Here is a 16,212-nt window from a genome sequence, read left to right on the forward strand (position 1 = left end):
CAAAAAGCCTCTCCTGCGGTGACCGAGAGGACCCGATCACCGGGAGAGGCTTGTAGGTGACTGGAGGGGATGACGGGAATCGAACCCGCATCGTTGGTTTGGAAGACCAAAGCTTTACCACTAAGCTACATCCCCGTGCATGCCCAGAGACCCGGCCCTTCCAGGCCGTACCTCCGTCGCAACAAGATCCCACTCTAGCAAGGCGGACTGCCTGCTCCAAACCCAACACGCCTCGGATAGTGTCGAGGGGTGAATCGCTCAGACGAAGCCTCTGCACAGCCCGCCAGTGAACCAGCACAGGTCGCTTCTGCCCCCGCGATCGCCGCGCAAGCACACCGCGCCGCGCAGGCTCATGAGCAGGCGGCCCAGGAACTCTCCAGCTCAGCGCATCATGAGCAGCTCTGGGGTCCGCTGGAGCGGGCGCATCGCGAGCGTGCCGCCGATCTGCGCCGACGAGCCGCCGCGGAGACCTCCCGTCCTGCGGCGGATGTGCCGCTGGCCGCCCCGCTGGCCGCCCTGTCGGTCCACGACGCCGTCGCCGCGGCCCGCGCCGCCGCCGCCGAGCTGCCCGCCGCCGAATCCGGCATCTCCCGACCGAAGCTGGACCTGCGGATCGGCATCATCTGCGACCGGTTCCTCCTGGACACCTTCTCCGGACTGGCCGAGCTCATCCCGATCACCCCGGACAACTGGGAGAACCACCTCGATGACGTCGATCTGCTGCTGGTCGCGGCCACCTGGCGGGGCCACGACGGCTCCTCCTGGGACAACACCGCGCCCGAGGCGCCGGCGCGCCGACGGCTGCTGATCAGCACGATCATCCCGGCCTACCGCGCGAACGGGGTCCCACCTGTCTACTACGGCAAGGAGGACCCCCCGGATTACCGGCAGTTCCTGGACATCGCTCGGGCCTGCGACCACATCTTCACCACCGCCGCCGAGGTCGTCGAGGACTACCGCCGGGACTGTCCCCGGGCACTCAGCGTCGAGGTGCTGCCCTTCGGGGTCAATCCGCTGCTGCACTCCCCGCTGGGTTCCCGCAGCGCGCCCGCGCAGGTCCGGGAGCTCATCTTCTTCGCCGGCTCCTGGATGGGCCGGAAGTATCCCGAGCGGGCACGCTTCGCCGAATGGATCCTCGACGGTGTGCTGGACTCGGGGCGACCGCTGGCGATCGTGGACCGCTGGTGGGAGGAGATCTCCGCCCAGCTGGATTCGGAGCAGCCGATGCTCAGCCCCAATCAGCTGATCCCGGTGAAGTACTGGCCCTACCGGGTGCCCGCGATGGATCACCATGAGCTGATGGACCTCCAGCGGGTGGTGGACATCGCGGTGAACCTGAACTCGGTGATCGGCTCGCAGACTATGTTCGCCAACCGGGCGCTGGAGCTTCAGGCGGCCGGCACTCTGGTGCTCTCCACCTATAACCAGGGGCTGAACTCGTACCACCCGCAGGTCCGCATCGCGAATTCCGCCGAGGATGTGACCGAGAGCCTGCGTGGACTCGATCTCGAGGAGCTGCGCCGGACCCAGAGCGACGGCGTCCGAGAGGTCTTCCTGCATCACCACGTCTCTGACCTGCTCGCCCGGGTCGCTCGGACCGCTGGGAAGGAGGTGGCCTCCCAGCAGGAGCTGGTGGTCGCCGTGGCCGAGGACGTCACGGCGGAACTGACCCAGGACATGGCGGCGCAGGACCTGTCCACCTGTGGCCTGGGCCCGGTGGAGCTGCTGGACTGGAACCAGCTCGGCGACCGTGCCGCAGACCCGCTCGCGCCGCGGATCGATGTGCTGCTGCCGGTGAGCGGGCAGCGCCGGTACCTGCCCCGCTATGCGGCCGATCATGTGGCGGCCTTCCGCTACCAGTCCGCATCGATCACCACGAAGCTCGCCGGCAGCGCCGCGGAGACCGACCCGCACTCCCATCGGCACCACCGGGGCCTCCGGTCGCTCCCGCGTCCCCAGGACCTCGGTCTGACCGCCTGGTGGCGCCCCGAGCCTGCCGCGCTCGTCTCTGCCGCAGTGCTGGCGGCCTCCGGACAGGACGCCCGGGTCTATGCCATCGATCATCTCGGTCATGCCACCGCGGCCACCATCAGCCAGTCCGGCCTGCTCCCCGCCGCGCTGCCCCACCCCGGCGACGACATCGCCGAAGCCAAGGATGAGTTCCGCCGCACGGCGAAGGCTGGAGAGCTCGAGCTCTCAGTGATCCTGCCGGTCTACAACAACGGGGACCACCTCCGGCACAAGGCCTTCGCCTCGCTGCGCCGCTCGCCGCACTTCTCGCGCACTCATGTGCTGCTGATCGACGACGGCTCCACCGACCCGGTCACAGTGGCCGCCGTGGAGGAGCTGGCCCGGAGCTGGCCGAACGTCTCCGTCTTCCGGCACGGCACCGGCGGCTCCGGATCGGCCTCGCGCCCGCGCAACACCGGCCTGGAGCTCGCCGCCACTGAATACGTCACCTACCTGGACCCCGATGATGAGGAGCTGGAGGCCGGCTACCACCTGCTCCAGCGGCGCCTGGCGGAGAAGCCTGAGGCGGACTTCGCGCTGGGCACCCAGGTCACCTGGACTGACCGGCATATGGTCCTGCCGGTGCACGACTGGTATTCGAGCATCGAGCAGCATGACGGCCTCTGCTGGCCGGACCGCGATTCGCTGTGGAGAATCCGCTTTCGTCCGGCGTCGATCGAGTCGATGGTGGCACGCACCGCATGGCTGCGGGGACTCGGACTGACCCAGCCGGAGGGCGCCACCGGACAGGACACCTTCTTCTTCCAGCAGATCCTCTTCCACGCCCGGGCCTATGTGCCGGTGGACCGGCCGGTCTATGTCTACTACGGAGCGGTGGACACCTCGATCGTCAACGTGGTCAGTCCCGCCTACTTCAGGAAGTACCTGATCCTCGAGGCGGCCAGGGCCTCCTGGCTGCAAGAGGTCGGGCTGCTGGCGGACTATCTGGACACTCGCTTCGAGCACTTCTTCGTCACCTGGTACCTGTGGAAATTCTCTCGGGTCCCCGCCGCCGACAGGGCCGAAGCCGCCACGGTGCTCTCCGAGATCGCCGGATTCTATGTGGAGGACCCCGCCCACCATCCGTGGAGGACTCCGGAGGCGCTGCGCTTCTTCGGTCAGCGACGACTGCCCTCGGCGAAGAAGCTGCGCCCGCTGGCGGGGCGGCTGAAGCGCCGGGCACGCGGCGCCGCGGCCCTGCAGCTGGGGCAGCTCAAGCGCACTCGCTGGGGTCGGGGTGCCGGTCTCGTGTACCGCCGCACGCTCAAGCCGAGGTCTGCCGATCAGGTGGCGGCGCTGCGCGAGGTCTCAGCCGAGATCGAGCGGATCCAGCGACGGGAGGCGGCCCATTGGGGCATCACCGCGGCGGAATCGGCCTACGCTGCGGCGGTGCAGGCCCGCTGATCAGCGGGCGTACTCCTCAAGGCTGCGCCCCGCCGCGGCCTGCAGCATCCCCAGGCCCTCCCGGTGATAGATGCTGTCCACGTAGCGCACAGGTGCGCCCTGCAGGCGGCGGATCGACACTCGCGCGGCCCCGTATCCCAGCCGTCCCAGCCCCTCGGCCGCGATCCGCAGGCGCAGCCCGGGGCTGAGCCGCCGCCGATCGGCGCGGCGCATGAGCTTGGTGGCCCGGACGTGTCCGGCGCGCACCGCGCGCTGGCGCATCCAGGCGGGGCTGAGGCGTTCTGTCGGGACATCTTCTGTCACCACGGCTTCCGCGCACCACCAGGAGCGCGCCCCTGCCGCCTGCATGCGTCCGAAGAGGTCGGAGTCCTCTCCCCCGATGAAGCTGAACGCCTCGTCGAAGCGGAAGCCCGCCTCGCGGAACCAGGCGGCTCGGACCAGCACATTATTGGTCGCGGGACGGTGATCCCACGGTCCGGTGGGGAAATCGATGCGGCGGATGAACCCGGATTCCTGCAGCCAGGCCGGGGGGTCCTCACCGAAGTGCGAGATGACCGGCCCGGAGACGGTGTCGGCCCCGGACTCCTCGGCGCAGACGAGCAGCGCGTTCAGCCAGTTCGGGGCGGCCCGCTCGTCGTCGTCGAGGAAGAGCACCGCCTCGGCCTCTTCGGGCACCGCCTCCACCGCGGCATTGCGGGCCGCGGCGATGCCGGGACGAGGTTCGTGGACGTAGCGGGCCTCCGGGTACTGCCGGCTGACCTGCCCGGCGGCCTCCCCGGCGGGAGAGTTGTCCACCACGATCAGCTGCGGAACCTTGGCACCGTGCTGGGCACTGGTCTGCTGGGCGCGCAGTGAGGAGAGCAGCTCGGCGAGCGGTCCCGGCCGCCTGAACGTGCAGACGCAGACATAGGCGTTCTCGGGTGTGATCACCGCTGCGCCCGGTCCCGCAGATCGGCGAGCAGCGCGGCATAGCGCTTGCCCAGCTCGGGAAGGTCGGCGTACTCCGCGACCCAGCTCCTGCCCCGCGGGTCCACGGGAGTGGATGTGGGATCCGCAGCGAGCGCGGCGAGCGTCTCGGCGATCTGGGCGGTGTCCCCGCTGAGGTGGGTCACATTCTCCGCGTGCCCGAGAACCCAGGCGGCCTCGCCCGTGACCGCCGCAGTGATGTGCTTGCCCAGGCCCATCAGCTCAAAGGTCTTCGAGGGCACGGTCCAGGCGAAGGACGCCCAGTCCGTGCGCAGGCTCACCAGGGCGGTGTCCGCCCAGCGGTAGTGCTCCCAGACCTCGTCACCATGGACCGGCTCACAGAACTCGACCGCTCCGCTCGCCAGCGCACCGGCGGAGGCGGCGATCTCGCGCAGCTGATCCTTCTGCGTGCCTGAGCCGACCATGCGCAGCCGGACGTCGAGTCCCCCGGTCCGCGGGATGGAGGCCACCGCCAGGATGAGCCGTTCCAACGCCTGGCTCTCGCCATGGTTGCCCAGATAGGCCATCCGCAGCTCCCCGGGCGCACGTCTGCGATGCTCGAGCAGGGGCACCTGGTCCAGCGCCACTCCATTGCTGATGGTCTCCACCGGGGAGACGCCGCGTTCGCGGAGACGCTGCGCGAATCCCTCGGTGACCGTAACCACCAGCTCGGCGCGGCGCTGCACGGCGATGACCGCGGCCTCCATGAGCCGGCCCAGCGGACCCGCCCTCACCTCTGCCTCACGGGCGAGCTCGGGCCAGGCGTCACGCATGTCCACGACCAGCGGGATCCGGCGGCAGCGCGAGACCACCCAGCCGGCGCAGATGGTGGGAAGGGCCGGGACGGTGGCCACCACGAGGTCGGGCCTGGGGGCGGCGAGGGCGCGGGGCACCATCAGGACCCCGGAGGCCAGATCAGAGGCGAATCTGCCGGCGCGGGAATTGCGCAGCAGCACATAAGGGGTGCGGTGCAGCCGTTCCCCGGCAGGCCCCTCCGCGGCAGCCAGGCTGAACCGCCCCCGTCCGCGGTGCTGGCCAGGCGTGTGGTGCTTGTTCGCCGCCGGCACGACGACGTCGACCGCCCATCCGTCCTGCCGCAGCGAGGCCACCAGGCGCTCCCAGCGCCGCTGGGGCGCGGTGCGCTCGGGCCAATAGCTGTGCGTCAGCAGCTGCACGCGAGGGGTCACGGCTGCTCGTCCTGAGATTCGCGCATCTCCACGTACTCCAGGAATCCCTCCATGTTCTCGTTCTTCAGGGACCGCTGCAGCAGCTCGAGCATCTCTTCATCCTTGAGGATCACCTGGGCGCCCCCGGCAGTGGTGGCCAGATCCCCGGTGGGGATGGTGAACATCTGGATGTCCCCCGAGCGCATATCCCGCATCTCCAAGGCATAGGACGCGATCGTGTCGGCGTCCAGACCGTCATCGACGCTCAGGTACGGCACGATCCCGTTGACGACCTCCATCACTCGCTGTGGATTGGTCAGCGTGTCCGCGGAGAGCAGCCGGTCCACGATGCCGTTGACCACCAGCTGCTGGTTCTGCACCCGGACGAAGTCCCCGCTGGGGAAGGCCTTGCGCTCTCGCACGAAGCGCAGCGCATTGTCACCCTCGAGCCGGATGGTTCCCTCCGGGTAGAAGGCCGGATTGTGCTGTCCGGTGGAGAAGGGACGGGGATTGTCCACGTAGACCCCGCCCAGGGCCCGGGTCAGATCGGAGAACCCCTCGAAGTCGATGATGGCCACATGGTCGATATGGGTCTCCAGCAGCTCTTCCACCGTGTCCACGACCAACGGATAGCCGCCCACGCCCAGGGCGGAGTTCACCCGGCCCTGGCCCTCTCCGGGCACGTCCACCCAGAGGTCGCGGACGATGGACATCACATACACCCCGGAGCGGTCTTCGGGGATGTGGACGAACATCATCGTGTCGGAGCGCTCCGAGGCGTCGTCACCGATGCTGCCGCGGTAGTCGACATCGTCCTCCCCGCGGCTGTCAGAGCCCAGCAGGAGCATGTTGATCGTGCCCTCGGCAGTGCGCTCGGCGGAGTCGTCGCCGTCGAGCTCGAGGTCGAGCACATTGCGCTGGTCGTCGAAGGCGCTGCGCAGCTGCAGCGCGTATATCAGCCCGGCGCCGACTGCCACGACAAGCAGCGCGGACACGGCGATGAGCACGATCCTGATGATGCGTCGTCGTCGTGCCTGCGGCGGAGCCGCTGCGGCGGCGGGGCGCTCAGAGGGGTGCCCGGTGTTCCCCGGGTCCTCGGGCAGCCTGGCCGCCCGGCGGGGTCGGTGCGGCGGTTTCGCGGGGTTGTTCTTCTCCGCCACAGACCCTCCTTTACACGTACGTCGATCCGGTTCATGCTAGCCCACCGGCTTGGGCACTGACGCATCAGCCTCGGGAGCGGCGGGGGCGGGGCTGGCAGCTGGGGCACCAGTGGGAGGAGCGCCCCATGAAGGGGTCCCGGCGGATCTCCGCGGCACGCGGAGTTCCGGCGCAGCGGCGGCAGGGCTGTCCCGCGCGTCCGTAGCTCTGCAGGGAGCGATCGAAGTATCCGGAGGCGCCGTTGACGTTGACGTAGAGGGAGTCGAAGCTGGTGCCGCCGGCGTCCAGGGCCGCCGCCATGACCTCCTCCACGCAGCGCAGCAGACGCGCGGACTCTGCCCGGGTGATGGTCTCGGTGGGCCGGGTGTAGTGCAGCTGGGCGTGCCAGAGGGCCTCATCGGCATAGATGTTGCCGATCCCGGAGATCATGCCCTGGTCCAGCATCGCGCGCTTCAATCCGGTCCTCCGCCGGCGCAGGCTGCGAAAGAAGATCTCGGCGTCCATGCCCGGTTCAAGCGGGTCTGCGGCGATGTGCGCCGCCGCGGCGGGCACGGCGCCGCTGGGGTGTGTGGAGGGCACGAGCTCGGAGATCTGCATCCCGCCGAAGATCCGCTGATCGATGAAGCGCAGCTGCGTCGGCGCCTCCCCGGCCCGGGTCAGCTCCAGGGTGATCTTGAGGTGCTTCTGCTCGGCGGCGGACGGGGCATCGATCAGGACCTGGCCGCTCATGCCCAGGTGGATCAGCAGCGCCTCTGCTGGACCGGCCGGGACCTGCGAGCCCGCGGCGGCGGGACTCTGCAGCGGGATCCAGAGGAACTTGCCGCGCCGCTGCGGGGCGGCGAGCGTGCTGCCCTGCAGCGCCGTCGTGAAGGAGGCGACTCGCGCCTGCTCCTCGGGGACGCCGAGGCCATGGCGGCGCAGACTCCGCACGTCATGGATCTGGACGGATTCGACGCAGCGTCCCGCGGCCCAGCGACTGACCCCGCGGCGGACCACCTCGACCTCAGGAAGCTCGGGCATCGGCTTCGCCAGTCATCAGGTGGTGGAGGACTCTGCGTCCCCGAACCGATCAAGGACCAGGGTGAGGATGTCACCCTGCTCACCGCGCCCGGCGGTCAGCGTCTCCACGGTCCGTCGGGCGGCCTCCCGCTCGGCCTCCTTCTTGGAGGGGCCTGAGCCAGTGCCGTGCTCGGTGCCGCCGATGACCAGGGTGGCGGAGAAAGATTTATGGTGGTCGGGACCGAAGTCCGCGATTTGATAGCGGATCTCTCCCATGTCCCGGGCGGCGGCGATCTCCTGGATGGTGGTCTTCCAGTCCTTGCCGGCCGTCATCGCGTCCTTGTCGCTGAGCAGCGGGACGACCAGGCGCAGCACGAGCCGCCGCGCGGTGTCGATGTCGGTGGAGAGGTAGGCGGCACCGATGAGCGCCTCCATGGTGTCGGCGAGGATCGAGTCCTTGTCCTTGCCCTGGGTGAGCTGTTCGCCGGCGCCGAGGCTGATGTAGGGCCCGATCCCCAGGGTTCGGGCCACGCGCGCCAGGGCGCGGGTGCTGACCAGAGCCGCGCGGAGCTTGGCGAGGTCGCCCTCGGCGAGATCCGGGAAGGTCCGGTAGAGATAGTCCGTCACGGCCAGGCCGAGGATCGAGTCCCCGAGGAACTCGAGCCGCTCATTGGTGGGCAGTCCGGAGTTCTCGTAGGCGTAGGACCGATGCGTGAGGGCAAGACGAAGAGCCTCGGGGGCGATGTGCACCCCGAGGCTCTTCGCAAGCTCTTCGTGATCGGTCACTGTGTGATTCGTCACTGCTGAATTCTTCGCTGTTGAATTCTTCACTGCTGAATTCTTCGATGCAGCCGAATCAGGCGTCGGCGACCTTGCGACCCTTGTACTCATAGAACAGCGGGGTGCCGGCGGAGTCGGTGACCAGCTTGGCCTGATGAGGCTGGCTGTAGACGACGCGACCGTTCTCCACGGTCTTCACCAGCTTCGGGACAGAAGCCTTCCACTGCGAGCGGCGGTGACGGGTGTTGGATCGGGACATCTTCCGCTTTGGAACAGCCACGGTGTCTCTTTTCTCTCTCGATGATGGACAGGGTCTTGGTCAATGAAGCTCCTGGTGCTGAATGACCAGGTGTTCAAGTTCTAGGTGCTGGGGTCGGACTCTGGGTCCGGCTCCGGCAGTCCCACGGCCACGTCTTTCAACGCGGCCCAGCGGGGATCGAGCTGCTCATGGAAATGATCGAGATCGTCCTCCATGCGGAAACCGCAGACGGAGCACAGTCCCGGGCAGTCCTCACGGCAGACCGGCTGGAACGGCAGTGCTGAGACCATGAGGTCCCGCAGCACCGGCTCCAGATCGATGGTGAGGTCACTGCCCATCGGGCGGGTGTCCTCATCGTCTTCCTCTGCCGCGTCGGTCCGCGCCTTCTGGGGCCAGCTGAACAGCTGCATGATGTCCACGGTGAGCTGATGCTTCAGCTCATCGAGGCAACGTCCACACTGTCCGACGACCTCCCCGGAGGCGGTGCCTGTCATCAGCACACCTTCGTGCACCGATTCCAGACGCAGATCCAGCTGCAGCTCGCTGCCCTGCGGGATCCCGATCAGGACCGTCGCAAGGTCCTCGGGTGCAGGGACAGTTCTGAGAATCTCGTGCTGAGTTCCGGGCTTACCCCGAAGCTCCTGCACATCTACGCTGAGAGCAGTCATCGCTGAACCACTCCTTAATGATCTAGACCGACGTGCCACTCTACCAGTCAGGGCGGCTCGGGTGCGAACCCCCGGTCACATCTTGCCGACGAACTCCTTCAGCCACTCGCACAGGTCCGGACCGAGGTCCTCGCGGTCCGCCGCCAGGGTAACCACGGCCTTGATGTAGCTGAGCTTGTCCCCGGTGTCATAGCGGCGTCCGCGGAAGATCACGGCGTGGACTCCGCCGCCGTCCTCGGCGGGCCTGCCCGCCATCTCCTGCAGCGCATCGGTGAGCTGGATCTCGTTGCCGCGTCCCGGCTTGGTCTGCTCGAGCTCTGCGAAGATCGCGGGGTGAAGCACGTACCGGCCGATGATGGCCAGGTTCGACGGGGCCTCCCCCGCTGGAGGCTTTTCCACCAGTGCCCGGACCGGGACGACGTCGGCGGGCTTGCCGTCCGCGTCGGTCTCCTTGTCCTTGCCGTCGGCGTCGATGACGCCATAGGCGCTGATGTTCTCCTCCGGCACCTCCATCACGGCGATGACGGAGCCGCCGAGCCGCTCCTGGGTCTCCATCATCGTGGAGAGGAGCTCGTCCCGCTCATCGATCAGGTCGTCGCCCAGGAGAACGGCGAAGGGCTCGTCTCCCACATGACGCTTGGCGCAGAGCACTGCGTGACCGAGGCCCTTGGCCTCGCCCTGACGGATGTAGTGCAGGTCCCCGAGCTGGGTCGCACGGCGGACGGCGTCGAGCTTCTTCGTGTCACCCTTGGCCTCGAGCGTCGCTTCGAGGTCCGGAACGCGGTCGAAGTGGTTCTCCAGGGACCGCTTGTTCCGGCCGGTGATCATCAGGATGTCCTCAAGGCCAGCCTTCGAGGCCTCGGCCACGACGTACTGGATCGCCGGTTCATCCACCACCGGCAGCATCTCTTTGGGCATCGCCTTGGTGGCGGGAAGGAAACGTGTTCCCAGGCCGGCGGCGGGGATCACGGCTTTGCGGATTGACGTCGTTGAACTCATGTACACACCTTATCGCTATCGGTCGGCGGCACCAGTGAATCTTCTTCTGGCGTTGTTGATCGATTTCTCTGCAGAAGGGTCATCCCGGGTGCCGGAGGCTCTCGGGCGCGTCCCGGCGGCTCAGCTGCGTCGCCGGTCCTGGAGCCTGCGCTGCACGGCCCGCGGCACGAACTCCGAGACGTCGCCGCCCAGCGAGTGGATCTCCTTGACCAAGGTCGAAGAGAGGTGGGTGTATCGGCCGTCGGCGGCGAGGAAGACCGTCTCCAGCCCGGAGAGGTGGCGGTTCATCGTGGCCATGGGATTCTCATAGGCCAGATCCTTGGGATCGCGAAGCCCCTTGACCAGGGCATTGGCGCCGACCTCTTTGCAGAACTCGGTGAGCAGGCCCGAGCCGAGCGGTCTGACGGTCACCCCGCGGACGTAGGAGAAGGTCTCGCGAGCCATGTCCATGCGTTCCTGGACGGAGAACATGGGGTTCTTGTGCATGTTGGGCGAGACGGCGACGATCACCTCGTCAAAGAGGTTCGAGGCACGCGCAATGATCTCGACGTGGCCGTTGTGCAGGGGGTCGAATGATCCGGGGCACACTGCTAGCTGCATGATCTGACATTACTCCAGGTGGAGACGGGACTGCACTCGGCGCGCAGGGCATGTCCCCGATCCGTCCCGCATGGGGTGGTGTGGCGCGTCCCGCGCCGGGCGGTGTGGCGCGTCCCGCGCCGGGCGGTGTGGCGCGTCCCGCGCCGGGCGGCTCCCCCGCGGTGCTCGATCTACCATGGTGTGCATGTCCTCTCATCCCTCCAGACGCCCCGACCCGCTCGCACTCGACCAGCCCTGGGCCCGCACCGCGGCCGGCGCGAACACCCTGGACCCGGCGTCCTCCCTGGCGGCACCGCGCGTGGTGCCGACGATCTATGAGCGCACGACGGCGGCCGCGATCGCCCACGGGGCGATCAACCTCGGGCAGGGCTTTCCCGACACAGAGGGCCCGGACTGGCTGCTCGAGCTCGCCGCCCGGGCCATCACCGACCCCGGCAGCGGGCCACGGAACCAGTACGCCCCCGGCATGGGGCTTCCGGAGCTCCGCGCGGCGGTCAGCTCGGCGCAGCAGCGCCGTCAGGGCGTGACCCTGGACCCCGAGAACCAGGTCATGGTGACCACCGGCGCGACCGAAGGGATCTCCGCGACGATCCTCGCCTTCGCCCGCCCGGGCAGCGAGGTGCTGACCTTCGAGCCGCACTACGACTCCTACGGCGCCTGCGTGGCCCTGGCCGGAGCCCGGATGGTGGGCGTCCCGCTGCGCGGGCCTGCATTCCGTCCGGATGTGGATGCCCTGGAGGCGGCGATCACCGAGCGCACCTCCATGATCCTGGTGAACACTCCGCACAATCCCACCGGAACGGTCTTCAGCGCCGAAGAGCTGCGGCGGATCGTGGAGCTGGCGCGGAAGCACGATCTGCGCATCATGTGTGACGAGGTCTATGAGCGTCTGGTCCTCTCCGACGCGGCGCTGCCCCATCGCAGCATCCTCACGGTGCCCGGCGCGCAGGATGTTGCCGTCGCCGTGGGTTCGGCCGGCAAGTCCTTCTCGGTGACGGGCTGGAAGGTGGGGTGGGTGACCGGAAGCGCGGAGCTGATCAGCCAGGTCCGTGGGGTCAAGCAGTTCCTGAGCTTCTCCTCGGGACCGGCGTTCCAGTGGGCGGTGGCGCAGGGCCTGGACGACGATCGCGGATTCTTCGCCGCGAACACCACCGAGCTGGAGGTGGGCCGCGACCTGCTGAGCACGGGGCTCACGGAGCTCGGCCTGGCCCCCAACGCCGCCGAGGCGGGCTACTTCGTGCTGGGCGACGTCTCCGGGATCACCTCGCTCTCCGCGGTGGACTTCTGCGCGATCCTGGCCGAGGAGGTGGGGGTCGCGGCGATCCCCGTCTCCGCTCTGACCATCCAGCACCGCGCGGAGCCGACCGATGAGCTCCAGCGGCTCGTGCGCTTCGCCTTCTGCAAGGACCACGCCACCATCGCCGAGGGACTGCGTCGGATGCGCGAGCGCCTGCCGGCGGCCCTGTCGGGGCATCCGCCGAGCCTTGAGCCGAGCCTGGCCGTGGGGAGGCCATGACACCGGACCGCGGGGCGCACGGGCCGCTCGGCCAGCGGCCGAGGAGGCCGGGTCGGGAACAGCTGGGACTTCCCCGCAGCCGACGGCTCTCCTTCTCCGGCAGCACGGCAGAGCTGCACGCCGATGACCTCACCGAGGACGGGGTGGTGCTGAGCATCGGGGGGCACGAGCAGTCTCATGTGGAGATGGGCGAGCCCGAGTTCCTGCTGCATGACTACCTGATCAGGATGGGGGCAGTGCTGCAGACCTGCGCCCGCGAGCGCCTGAGCGGCGGCGCGCAGCTGCTGCACCTGGGGGCCGGTGCCCTGACGCTGCCGCGCTGGGTGGAGCACCACTGGCCTGAGACCGAGCAGACGGTGGTGGACATCGAGCCCGAGCTGGTGGAGTTCGTGCTGGAGCATCTGCCCATGCGCGAGCAGCCGCGCAGCCTGGTGGCCGATGCCGCCGCGGTGATCGCTCCGGGAGGGGCCCTGCACGGGCAGCGCTTCGACGTCGTCGTCGTGGATCTGTTCAACAGCGCATCGGCGCCCGAGCAGCTGGTGAGCCCGCAGTTTCACTCTCTGGTCTTCGAACAGGTCAACGCGGGCGGGCTGCTGCTGATGAACCTCGGGGACGAGCCGCCGATGGATTTCGCCCGGGCACAGGTCGCCTCCCTGCTCGAGGCGGCGGACGGGCTGCGGCCTGTCCCGCGGGACACGGGAGCCGAGCCTCCGGATGCCTCCGCGGCGCTGCTCAGCGCCCCGAACGATGTGCTCGAGGCCCGCGCCGAGGGGAACCTGTGTTTCGCCGCCCGCAGGTCAGCGCCGCTGGCACAGACCGAGCTCAACGCGATCTGGGCCTCAGGGCCCCATCCCGGTGACGTGCTCAGCGGGCAGGAGCTGCGGGACTGGGCTCGGCCAGCCACACCTGGGTGCTCCCATAGGACTTCTCGCTGAAGATCTCCAGGCCCTCCGGCATGGTGGGGCGCCCGCTGCGCCGGTCCCGTTCGAGGACCACGGTCGCGGCCTCGTGAAGCTGGCCGACCGCGGCGCGCAGGACCTTCAGCAGCTCGGCGTCCCCGAGTCCATAGGGCGGGTCGAGGAAGAGCAGCTCGATGGCAGGTCCCGACCTGCCGGAGAGGTGCTTCAGCGCATCCGCCTTGTGGACGGAGACCTTCGCGCCGGCCTGGACGAAGGGCTCGGCATTGCGGCGCAGCGTCTTCACCGCCGCCTCTGCCTTGTCCACTGCCTCCAGACTCCCGGCGCCGCGACTGAGCGACTCGAAGCCCAGCGCTCCTGAACCGGCATAGAGATCGACGACGACGGCGTCGGCCAGCGCTCCGTAGCCCTCGAGCCGGGAGAACAGGGACTCCTTGACCCGATCGCTGGTGGGCCGGGTGGCGTCGGTCGGGACGGAGGCGAGGCGACGCCCCTTGTGTGTGCCGGCGATGATGCGGGCCATGGCCTTCTCCTGTCTGCGCTGCTCTGTTCACCCCACGGTGCGGGGAGCTCAGCCGCGCTGGATGAACTCGTCTGCACCCTCGTGCAGGTCACGGTACTGCCCCACTGCCTCGCGCAGCCCGGGATGGGAATCCCAGGTCGGATCTGCTTCGCTGAGCTCCGCCAGCAGCTGTGCGGCACGGACGATGATCTTCTCATCCCTGATGGTGCGCAGCAGCTTCAAGGTGGAGGCCTTTCCTGCCTGCGCCGCGCCCAGGACGTCGCCCTCGCGACGCCGTTCGAGATCCAGGCGGGCCAGGGTCATGCCGTCGGAGTGCTCGGCCACCTGGTCCAGGCGCTCCAGCGAAGGGTGCTCATCGGGGAGCCTGGTCACGAGCAGGCAGAGCCCGTGCGCGCCCCCGCGCCCGACGCGGCCGCGCAGCTGATGCAGAGTGGAGACGCCGAAGGCATCGGCGTCCAGGATCGCCATGACGGTGGCGTTGTGGACGTCCACCCCGACCTCGATCACGGTGGTGCAGATCAGCACGTCGATCTCCCCGCGTTCAAAGGCGGTCATCACCTCCTCCTTGGCGCCCGCGTCCATGCGCCCGTGCACCTGGGCCCGACGGGTCTCCCCCAGCAGCGGGTGCTCGGCCAGACGCTGGGAGATCAGCTCCACCGAGGCGTCCTGGTCCGTATGGACCCCCGTGGCGGGGTCCTCGCGGCGATCGGCCTCGTCGATCTTGGGACACACCACGTAGACCTGGTGTCCCGCGGCGACCTCCTCCGCGATGCGCTCCCAGACACGGCCGATCATGCGCGGACCCTGGACGGTGCGCACCACATGAGTGGCGATCGGCTGGCGGCCGCCGGGCAGACCCTCGAGCGTGGCCAGCTCGAGGTCGCCGAAGACCGTCATCGCCACCGAGCGTGGAATGGGGGTCGCAGACATGACCAGCATGTGCGGAGTGATCTCATAGCGGTGGCGCAGCGCATCACGCTGCTCCACGCCGAACCGGTGCTGCTCGTCCACCACGGCGAGCCCGAGGTCCACGAAGTGCACCTGCTCGCCGAGCACGGCGTGGGTGCCCACGATCAGGCATGCGGTTCCGGAGGCGATGTCCAGCAAGGCTCTGCGGCGCTGGGATGTGCTCAGCGAGCCGGTGAGCAGGGTCAGCCCGAGCTCCTCGGCGAGCCCGCCCAGCATGCGGCGCAGCGACCGTTCGTGCTGGGCGGCCAGGACTTCGGTGGGGGCGATCAGCGCGGCCTGGGCACCGCTCTCCAGCACCTGCAGGATGGCGCGCAGGGCGACCAGCGTCTTGCCCGAGCCCACCTCTCCCTGGAGCAGCCGGTTCATCGGGCGCTGCCGCTCGAGCTCGGTCGCGATGAGCTCACCGCAGCGCAGCTGTCCCTCGGTGAGCGTGAAGGGAAGCTCCGCGTCGAAGCGGTCGAGCAGACCCCCGGAGACCCGGGGGCGGGCACGGGCCGCGCGATCCTGGTCCTGGACCCGACGCAGGTGCAGCAGTCCCTGCAGCAGAAAGGCCTCATGGAACCGCATGCGGCGCAGGCCGCGCTCCGGGTCTGCCAGGATGTCGGGCCGGTGGATGAGCCGGTAGGCCTCGCGGAGCGTGGGGAGGTCCTCTGTCTCGCGGACTTCTGGCGGGATCGGCTCGGGCCAGTCCGCGAAGTCGATCATGTCCAGGAGGATCTCGATGCAGTCGAGGATCCGGAAGCTGCTGATGCTCGAGGTGGCGGGATAGAGCGGCACCGGAGTGCGACCTCTGCTCAGCACCGGACCCGCCACGGACCCGTCTGCCGAGGCCGGACCGTCAGCTTCCCCCGGGTCCGCCTCCAGCAGGACCGTGAAGTCGGGATTGGTCAGAGTGGGACGGTCTCGGTAGCTCCCGACCTTGCCGTGGAAGATCGCCCGCACGCCCTGGGTCAGCGTCCTGCCCACGGACCAGCCGTTGAAGAAGGCCATCTTGAGACTGTTGCCCTCGTCGTCGGCCACCCACACCTCAGCCAGGGACCCACGCCGGTTCTGCATCCTGCGCACAGAGACCCCGGTGACCTCAGCGATGAGGCTCACGTGCTCCCCGGCCTCGGGGAGGTCGCGGAAGGAGGAGAGGTGCCCGAACTCTATCCAGCGTCGCGGGTAGTGCTGCAGCAGCTGCGCCGCCGTGGTGATGCCGAGGCCCTGTTCCAGGACCTTGGCCGACTCTTCACCGAGGACCCGGTGAAGCTGCGTGGTGGGCAGCACCTTCACGTG

14 protein-coding genes and 1 tRNA gene are annotated in these 16,212 nt (G+C 68.8%); 3 read left to right on the forward strand and 12 right to left on the reverse strand.

The features are described 5' to 3' along the window. Positions 1-61 precede the first annotated feature (61 nt). Positions 62-135 (reverse strand) — tRNA-Gly (locus H4W27_RS06500). Between the two features lie 114 nt (positions 136-249). Here H4W27_RS06500 and H4W27_RS13820 point away from each other — a divergent pair. Next, positions 250-3,414 (forward strand): glycosyltransferase, encoded by a 3,165-nt coding sequence (locus H4W27_RS13820; RefSeq protein ID WP_192595210.1) that lies wholly within the window; start codon positions 250-252, stop codon positions 3,412-3,414. Here H4W27_RS13820 and H4W27_RS06510 read toward each other — a convergent pair whose 3' ends face one another. The 9 genes from H4W27_RS06510 to coaD all read right to left on the reverse strand — a co-directional run bounded on the left by H4W27_RS06510 (position 3,415) and on the right by coaD (position 11,009). Continuing rightward, a complete protein-coding gene (locus H4W27_RS06510) occupies positions 3,415-4,344 on the reverse strand; it encodes a glycosyltransferase family 2 protein (RefSeq protein ID WP_192595211.1) in 930 nt (309 codons plus the stop codon). Next, positions 4,341-5,567 carry a glycosyltransferase family 4 protein gene (locus H4W27_RS06515; RefSeq protein ID WP_192595212.1) on the reverse strand — a complete coding sequence of 409 codons (1,227 nt, stop codon included), beginning with the start codon at positions 5,565-5,567 and terminating at the stop codon, positions 4,341-4,343. The genes H4W27_RS06510 and H4W27_RS06515 overlap by 4 nt, the downstream gene beginning before the upstream one ends. Continuing rightward, a complete protein-coding gene (locus tag H4W27_RS13825) occupies positions 5,564-6,706 on the reverse strand; it encodes an LCP family protein (protein ID WP_192595213.1) in 1,143 nt (380 codons plus the stop codon). The genes H4W27_RS06515 and H4W27_RS13825 overlap by 4 nt, the downstream gene beginning before the upstream one ends. A 64-nt stretch (positions 6,707-6,770) precedes the next feature. Then, the gene (gene mutM / locus H4W27_RS06525; protein WP_192595214.1) at positions 6,771-7,724 is read right to left on the reverse strand and encodes a bifunctional DNA-formamidopyrimidine glycosylase/DNA-(apurinic or apyrimidinic site) lyase; all 954 of its coding nucleotides are present in this window, start codon (positions 7,722-7,724) and stop codon (positions 6,771-6,773) included. A gap of 15 nt (positions 7,725-7,739) precedes the next feature. Further along, the gene (gene rnc, locus H4W27_RS06530; protein ID WP_318782389.1) at positions 7,740-8,489 is read right to left on the reverse strand and encodes a ribonuclease III; all 750 of its coding nucleotides are present in this window, start codon (positions 8,487-8,489) and stop codon (positions 7,740-7,742) included. A 70-nt stretch (positions 8,490-8,559) separates the two neighbouring features. Then, complete coding sequence (rpmF, locus tag H4W27_RS06535) at positions 8,560-8,763, reverse strand: 50S ribosomal protein L32 (RefSeq protein ID WP_192595216.1); 204 nt, start codon at positions 8,761-8,763, stop codon at positions 8,560-8,562. Between the two features lie 80 nt (positions 8,764-8,843). Further along, positions 8,844-9,410, reverse strand: coding sequence for a YceD family protein (locus H4W27_RS06540; protein ID WP_192595217.1), 567 nt, complete (start codon positions 9,408-9,410; stop codon positions 8,844-8,846). A gap of 75 nt (positions 9,411-9,485) precedes the next feature. Beyond that, positions 9,486-10,409: a UTP--glucose-1-phosphate uridylyltransferase GalU gene (gene galU / locus H4W27_RS06545; protein WP_192595218.1), complete on the reverse strand. Its 924-nt coding sequence runs from the start codon at positions 10,407-10,409 to the stop codon at positions 9,486-9,488. Between the two features lie 120 nt (positions 10,410-10,529). Continuing rightward, positions 10,530-11,009 (reverse strand): pantetheine-phosphate adenylyltransferase, encoded by a 480-nt coding sequence (gene coaD, locus H4W27_RS06550; RefSeq protein ID WP_192595219.1) that lies wholly within the window; start codon positions 11,007-11,009, stop codon positions 10,530-10,532. Positions 11,010-11,193: 184 nt separating this feature from the next. Here coaD and H4W27_RS06555 point away from each other — a divergent pair, with 184 nt between their 5' ends. Then, positions 11,194-12,525: an aminotransferase class I/II-fold pyridoxal phosphate-dependent enzyme gene (locus H4W27_RS06555; RefSeq protein ID WP_225939028.1), complete on the forward strand. Its 1,332-nt coding sequence runs from the start codon at positions 11,194-11,196 to the stop codon at positions 12,523-12,525. Then, positions 12,522-13,460, forward strand: coding sequence for a spermidine synthase (locus H4W27_RS06560; protein ID WP_192595221.1), 939 nt, complete (start codon positions 12,522-12,524; stop codon positions 13,458-13,460). The genes H4W27_RS06555 and H4W27_RS06560 overlap by 4 nt, the downstream gene beginning before the upstream one ends. On the opposite strand, the gene rsmD is transcribed toward H4W27_RS06560, so the two are convergent. After that, the gene (gene rsmD / locus H4W27_RS06565) at positions 13,390-13,965 is read right to left on the reverse strand and encodes a 16S rRNA (guanine(966)-N(2))-methyltransferase RsmD (protein WP_192595222.1); all 576 of its coding nucleotides are present in this window, start codon (positions 13,963-13,965) and stop codon (positions 13,390-13,392) included. The genes H4W27_RS06560 and rsmD overlap by 71 nt on opposite strands. Before the next feature lie 48 nt (positions 13,966-14,013). Next, positions 14,014-16,209 (reverse strand): ATP-dependent DNA helicase RecG, encoded by a 2,196-nt coding sequence (locus tag H4W27_RS06570; protein WP_318782202.1) that lies wholly within the window; start codon positions 16,207-16,209, stop codon positions 14,014-14,016. Between the last annotated feature and the right edge of the window lie 3 nt (positions 16,210-16,212).

The organism is Nesterenkonia lutea (assembly GCF_014873955.1).
GTDB classification, from domain to species: Bacteria; Actinomycetota; Actinomycetes; order Actinomycetales; family Micrococcaceae; genus Nesterenkonia; species Nesterenkonia lutea.

Excerpts from the sequence above, each read along its gene's own strand:
- mutM (WP_192595214.1), bottom strand. The coding sequence starts at position 7,724 with ATGCCCGAGCTTCCTGAGGTCGAGGTGGTCCGCCGCGGGGTCAGTCGC.
- H4W27_RS06540 (WP_192595217.1), bottom strand. The coding sequence starts at position 9,410 with ATGACTGCTCTCAGCGTAGATGTGCAGGAGCTTCGGGGTAAGCCCGGA.
- galU (WP_192595218.1), bottom strand. The coding sequence starts at position 10,409 with ATGAGTTCAACGACGTCAATCCGCAAAGCCGTGATCCCCGCCGCCGGC.
- coaD (WP_192595219.1), bottom strand. The coding sequence starts at position 11,009 with ATGCAGCTAGCAGTGTGCCCCGGATCATTCGACCCCCTGCACAACGGC.
- H4W27_RS06555 (WP_225939028.1), top strand. The coding sequence starts at position 11,194 with ATGTCCTCTCATCCCTCCAGACGCCCCGACCCGCTCGCACTCGACCAG.
- H4W27_RS06560 (WP_192595221.1), top strand. The coding sequence starts at position 12,522 with ATGACACCGGACCGCGGGGCGCACGGGCCGCTCGGCCAGCGGCCGAGG.
- rsmD (WP_192595222.1), bottom strand. The coding sequence starts at position 13,965 with ATGGCCCGCATCATCGCCGGCACACACAAGGGGCGTCGCCTCGCCTCC.